Raw genomic sequence first — 4616 nt, 5'->3', positions numbered from 1 at the left:
GACGACAGTGCCGGGGCTGGAACTCGCAAGCCGCTTCCCGCCAGTTGCATATAGGTGTCATGTGCGGCGCGATCGCCGCCTAGGGCCACTAAGGCTCCGGTCATGCCTTCCATGCCGATCAGGCCGACCTCGGTATCCCGGCCCTTAGGTAGTTTGGCGACTACCGACGCGATGCCCTCTTCCAGGAAATACACGTGTTCGATAACGGACTTCGTCGACTCAAGCTGGGTCCGCATCGGCAGCGCTACCCGTTCCATGTTGGGTTCGATCGATGCCAGATCGCCAGGGGAAAGTCGCCGCAATAAAGCATTTTGATAGGGAATATTGGGCTGGTTAAACATAACTCCACCCTCTGTAGGGCAAGAGCTTTCTGATCTCCCAGCCGTTCGCGCCCGTGACAACGTGCGAACGATAAGACTACATGTGGGGTGCTAAAGTCCCGAAGCCAATCACTTTAAGCATTAAAAGCGTGTACCGGGCATTCTGGCGGCATCCGAGAAGGGAAATCGCAACACCAATGCGTGTTTTTCGTCGCATATCTCAAAGATCGCGCCTGTCAGCATTGGCTTCCCGCTGAGCAGTCCTTCCGCCAGGATCTCCTTGGCGGAGGCCATCGCGTTCTCCTCAGCCTGCGCCAAATCCGCAAATTCCTGCCCCTCGAGGTCTTCCATGAGGTGCCCCTCCTCGCTCCGGATATGGAAAAAATATCTTGGCATGCCAGTCCACCTCCATGGACTATCTAGATGCATGGAGGTTCATGGATAGTGTCGGAAACGTACCAACCGGGGATATGTATGAACCGGACATTCGACGTGTCTGAGCGCTGGCGCAAGGCCAGCGGGTCAGCTGACGCTGTCGGTGATTTCTGACCTGTCGAACAGCACGCCGAGACCATGCTCGACGGCACAGGCGGCGATCATGTCGTCAAGGGCTTTCCCGGACACAGGGCAATTGGGGAGGACTTCCCGTATGGCGGTTTCAGCTCTCGATGTTGAAACCACATCGTGCCGCCTTTTCCTGGTCTCCATATAGTGGTCGACTAGGGTTTTCAGACGCCTTGCCGCAATCTCATCTGCAAACATTGTTGTTCACTCCTGTCAGTCAGGTCGCCCGGAAACAATGGCCCGCCCCTGTACGAGGGCGGGCCAATCCGATCGAGTGACCGGTGATCCGAGTGAGGGACCTGGATCGCTAAAGTAAGTTCGAGCGGGATTATTCGTTCCAAGGCGGCTACGGCTTGGTAATTCCCGTACATTGATTCCTATGCTGAGGTGGACGCCGGACCTCGCAGCCGGTCAGGTGCGTAGGAATTCAGCAAGAGAGCAGGTCGGATGGCGCGCGCGCCAGCGGTCAACAAACTTCACTGTTTCGCGCGCTCATTGCTTTGTTTCACCTGGCATTTCGCAAAGCACTTGCGCGATCCCCGCTTTCCCTCCGCGCTTTTTGGTCCGCACACCAAAAAGCCCGATGATGCGTCCGCGTCGATCAGCATCGTCATGCGTTGAACCCGGCGAAGATCTGCTTTGTCCGAATCTGGGTTTGGCGCCGGATCATCCGTCGCGCCCCGCATTGACGACAAATTTGCACGGAGGACTCAAGATGGGCGAAGAACGGCACGAAAAAAACCAACACCGCGCATACCAATTTGGAAACCTGAAGGCAGTAGACACGGCGATCACGAGCGACACTGGCACCAGGCTTAAACCGAAATTGATCGAGAGGCCGCACTGCCCTTACCGCAGACGATGCTCTTCCGGAAACTCGCGAGATCGCCAGCTCGGACGCTATGACCGTTGAGGCCCTGGCAATGCGAACGGGCATAAGCGGTGACCAGGCCCAAGAATTGATCGATAGGCTTGGCAATGATCGCGCGGCCATCGAGGAAGCCGCGCGGAGCATTGAGGCGGCGGGAGGGTGACCTCAGCGCGGCACCCTCTTGTCACACGGCTCGTAACGTTCGCCGAGCCTTATCGTCTTGTAAGTAAGCCAGTTGGTGCCCCGATCGGCGCCCCAGTCCAAATCACAATGGCAACAACCAACGAAGCCGCAGGTTGGACGGGCGAAGACCACGCCCAGCCGGTCCAGCCGCGGCGGATCATTTCGAGGATTGTCCAGTGTGCGGGCAGGACTTCGACAAGCGCGGCGTGGGCCAGGTGCTTCATCATGTGAAGACCAATCACCAGCTGGGTGCAGCCTAATGACAAGGGCGCGCCGCCGTCGTCCGGAGGCGCGTTCTCTCTATTGTTCATGACGTGCTCATTGATCCTGCTTTCGAAGCGCCGTTTAGCTAGGCAGCTTCCTGCATCGCTCTCTCGTTGACGCTAGCCTCTCCAAGCTGCGTCAGCGCTTCGTCAGTCGCCTTTTCCTCTTCGAGCGTCTCCTCGAGCAGTGGCACGGCATCCTTTAGGCCGAGCAGTCCGGCCCAGGTAATCAAGGTGCCATAGCGGGCGATCTCATAGTGTTCGACCGCTTGCGCCGCCGCCACAAGCCCAGCGTCCAGAGCTGGAGCTTCCTTGAATTCCTCCAGTACCTCCTGTCCTTCCTCAATGATGCCGTCGATCGCGGGACATGTCTTTCCTTGTGCCCGTTTGCCGAAAATCTCGAAGACCTGCTGCAGCCGTTCGATCTGAGCCTCCGTCTCGTCGCGGTGCTTTTCGAATGCGGCGGTCAGTTGGTCAGATTCGGCACCCTTGGCCATCTTCTTCAGCGCAGCCAGGATTTTGCGCTCAGCGTAGTAGACGTCCTTCAGTCCGTCGTGGAAAAGATCTTCGAGGCCCTTGGCCTTGCTCTGCGATTCATTTTTCATAGCCATCGTCGTCTCCGAATGTGAGAAACGCGTGTCTGGTGGCACGCGCAGCTTTAACCAAAGTGGGTGCTGTTTGTTCCTTTGGCCCGATCGGCAAATCCTCTGTGCCTGGACGTCATCGACGTAACCGAACAAACCGCAACGCCCCTCAGTAGTGCCTCACGCCTACACGGGCCTGGAATGCGAGGGATTGAGGCAGCGCAAGCGGCCATTTCGCTGGATGCCGGCGAAACGTGCAACCCGCCCCGGTGTTCCGTGCACGAAAGAAAGCCCGCGCCCTTCGGGAAAAAAGGACGCGGGCCCATCGGGAGTCATCCATGTCGCAGCTGCACAAATGAAACTTTCAGTCCGCGCCGAAGTTCCACACGGAAACAAGAAAGGCCCGCCGCGCCTTCAGCCGCCTCGCTCCACTGGCCACCAAACGAAATATGAAACCGGCGCCCGAGGGGATGGGAAGGACGCGGCCTGATCAGAGGGTGCAGTCCGAGCAGCACTAGGGCAAGTGCTGCACGACACGAACGCATTGGCTCGGCCAGGTTCCCGCACGGAATACAAGCCCACCGCCAGAACCCGCCCTCGCTCGATTTCAGCCAAGCCGCCTACCGTCTCCCCGAATGCCAGGTCGGAAGAACGGATGAGCGTCTGTAACCGAGAGCGATCACGGCTGAGTTCTGGAGGACGAGTTCCAGGATTTCTATCCCGTCCAGACTCCAGCCGTGCCTGCTTGCCACGGATGAGTTTGCCTTCGGACAGCGGCGCTTACCCTGCCGTTCAGGAACAACAACGCCCAAGCCAAGTTTGGTGGTCCAGGAGGTAACGACAATGCGCATACTGAGAACCTTCTTTGAATACTTGTGGCGCTCGAACAGCAAGTCGCCAGCAGCCCTTGCGCCGCCCGTCGACGCGATCGTTCGGCTGCTGAAAGAAAAGCAAAAACTCGCTACAAAGAAAGGACTTGGTCGACCAGAATAGACTGCTGGCGGCTGACCGTAACGCAGGATGTGGCGACGCGGCACACAGCATCACGCGTCACCTTGCCTATCTGCAGCCTTAGCCGGAACTTGCCATCGGGAACGGTGCACCCGCGGCAGGCTCGGGCATGCGGCAAATGCCTTGGTCGCCTGGAGCAGCGCCAATCGGCGCCGTGTGTATCGGCGGCAATCACGAGAGAAGGAAGATCAGGTTCGCGCCAGTTAGTCACCGCTCAATTCTGGCTGGCAGGTGACGACATGTCTTTTCGTGCAAGGCCCCGCACAGCTTCAAGACCCCGTGGGAAGCCGCTGCGGTTACTAAAATCCTGCGGTTGCCGGCGGCCTCGAGCGTGCCGGGCGCTTACCTTTTGCGCCGTCAATAAATCGATGAGTGTCACACCGGCAACGAGCACCAATGCAAGTCCGACGTTGTCACGTTTTGGATTGTCATGCCGGAACGCCCATAGGAGTGTTCCGATGTCGAGCCCATCACCGGCCACACGGCTCCAAACCCCGGACTGTCTGTCTGCCGACAAGGACAGAATGCCGCTGCTGAGTTCACGCGCTCCATAGGCGCGGATCACGCCTTCCTTACCAGGTATGCCGAGTGCGCGGGCGATGCGCTTGGAGGCTATGAGTTCGACCATGCCCAGCGCAATGCTAAACCATCCGAGTTTGCGCGCTACCATATCGGAGGGCGCGAGCGCCTTCGGGCCAGATTTTACGACCTTTGGGTCGCTTGGCCGTCTGCTGAGATTGCCGAATTTGCTAAGCATGTTCATGACACTGATCCTATGGCTTCAGTACGACTTTGACGCAACTGTCCTGCTTGTCGCGAA

Annotated in this window: 6 protein-coding genes and 1 pseudogene; 2 read left to right on the top strand and 5 right to left on the bottom strand. The window is 58.4% G+C overall.

Going from position 1 to position 4616, the window contains the following annotated elements:
• From AC0L3O_RS35195 to AC0L3O_RS35185, 3 genes are all read right to left on the bottom strand, one after another.
• A partial coding sequence (locus AC0L3O_RS35195) for a cyclic nucleotide-binding domain-containing protein (RefSeq protein WP_473618117.1) occupies positions 1 to 341 on the bottom strand: 341 nt, incomplete at its 3' end.
• A gap of 120 nt (positions 342 to 461) precedes the next feature.
• Complete coding sequence (locus AC0L3O_RS35190) at positions 462 to 716, bottom strand: DUF6894 family protein (RefSeq protein ID WP_128247156.1); 255 nt, start codon at positions 714 to 716, stop codon at positions 462 to 464.
• A gap of 126 nt (positions 717 to 842) precedes the next feature.
• Entirely contained in the window at positions 843 to 1082 is a 240-nt protein-coding gene (locus AC0L3O_RS35185; RefSeq protein WP_128247155.1) for a hypothetical protein, read from the bottom strand.
• 517 nt (positions 1083 to 1599) lie between these two features.
• Here AC0L3O_RS35185 and AC0L3O_RS35180 point away from each other — a divergent pair.
• A pseudogene (locus tag AC0L3O_RS35180) lies at positions 1600 to 1918 on the top strand (DUF2934 domain-containing protein).
• Between the two features lie 369 nt (positions 1919 to 2287).
• Here AC0L3O_RS35180 and AC0L3O_RS35175 read toward each other — a convergent pair.
• The gene (locus AC0L3O_RS35175; protein ID WP_128175816.1) at positions 2288 to 2812 is read right to left on the bottom strand and encodes a YciE/YciF ferroxidase family protein; all 525 of its coding nucleotides are present in this window, start codon (positions 2810 to 2812) and stop codon (positions 2288 to 2290) included.
• Between the two features lie 816 nt (positions 2813 to 3628).
• Between AC0L3O_RS35175 and AC0L3O_RS35170 the strand changes: the two genes are divergently transcribed.
• Entirely contained in the window at positions 3629 to 3778 is a 150-nt protein-coding gene (locus AC0L3O_RS35170) for a hypothetical protein (RefSeq protein ID WP_156942635.1), read from the top strand.
• Positions 3779 to 4010: 232 nt separating this feature from the next.
• Here the strand turns inward: AC0L3O_RS35170 and AC0L3O_RS35165 are convergent, their stop codons facing one another.
• On the bottom strand, positions 4011 to 4559 hold the full coding sequence (locus tag AC0L3O_RS35165; RefSeq protein WP_023801618.1) for a hypothetical protein: 549 nt from the start codon (positions 4557 to 4559) through the stop codon (positions 4011 to 4013).
• Between the last annotated feature and the right edge of the window lie 57 nt (positions 4560 to 4616).

The organism is Mesorhizobium sp. WSM4810 (assembly GCF_055811235.1).
Note: the sequence above shows the minus strand (reverse complement) of the source record. Positions and strands in the feature narration are given on the sequence as shown.

Excerpts from the sequence above, each read along its gene's own strand:
- AC0L3O_RS35190 (WP_128247156.1), bottom strand. The coding sequence starts at position 716 with ATGCCAAGATATTTTTTCCATATCCGGAGCGAGGAGGGGCACCTCATG.
- AC0L3O_RS35185 (WP_128247155.1), bottom strand. The coding sequence starts at position 1,082 with ATGTTTGCAGATGAGATTGCGGCAAGGCGTCTGAAAACCCTAGTCGAC.
- AC0L3O_RS35175 (WP_128175816.1), bottom strand. The coding sequence starts at position 2,812 with ATGGCTATGAAAAATGAATCGCAGAGCAAGGCCAAGGGCCTCGAAGAT.
- AC0L3O_RS35170 (WP_156942635.1), top strand. The coding sequence starts at position 3,629 with ATGCGCATACTGAGAACCTTCTTTGAATACTTGTGGCGCTCGAACAGC.
- AC0L3O_RS35165 (WP_023801618.1), bottom strand. The coding sequence starts at position 4,559 with ATGAACATGCTTAGCAAATTCGGCAATCTCAGCAGACGGCCAAGCGAC.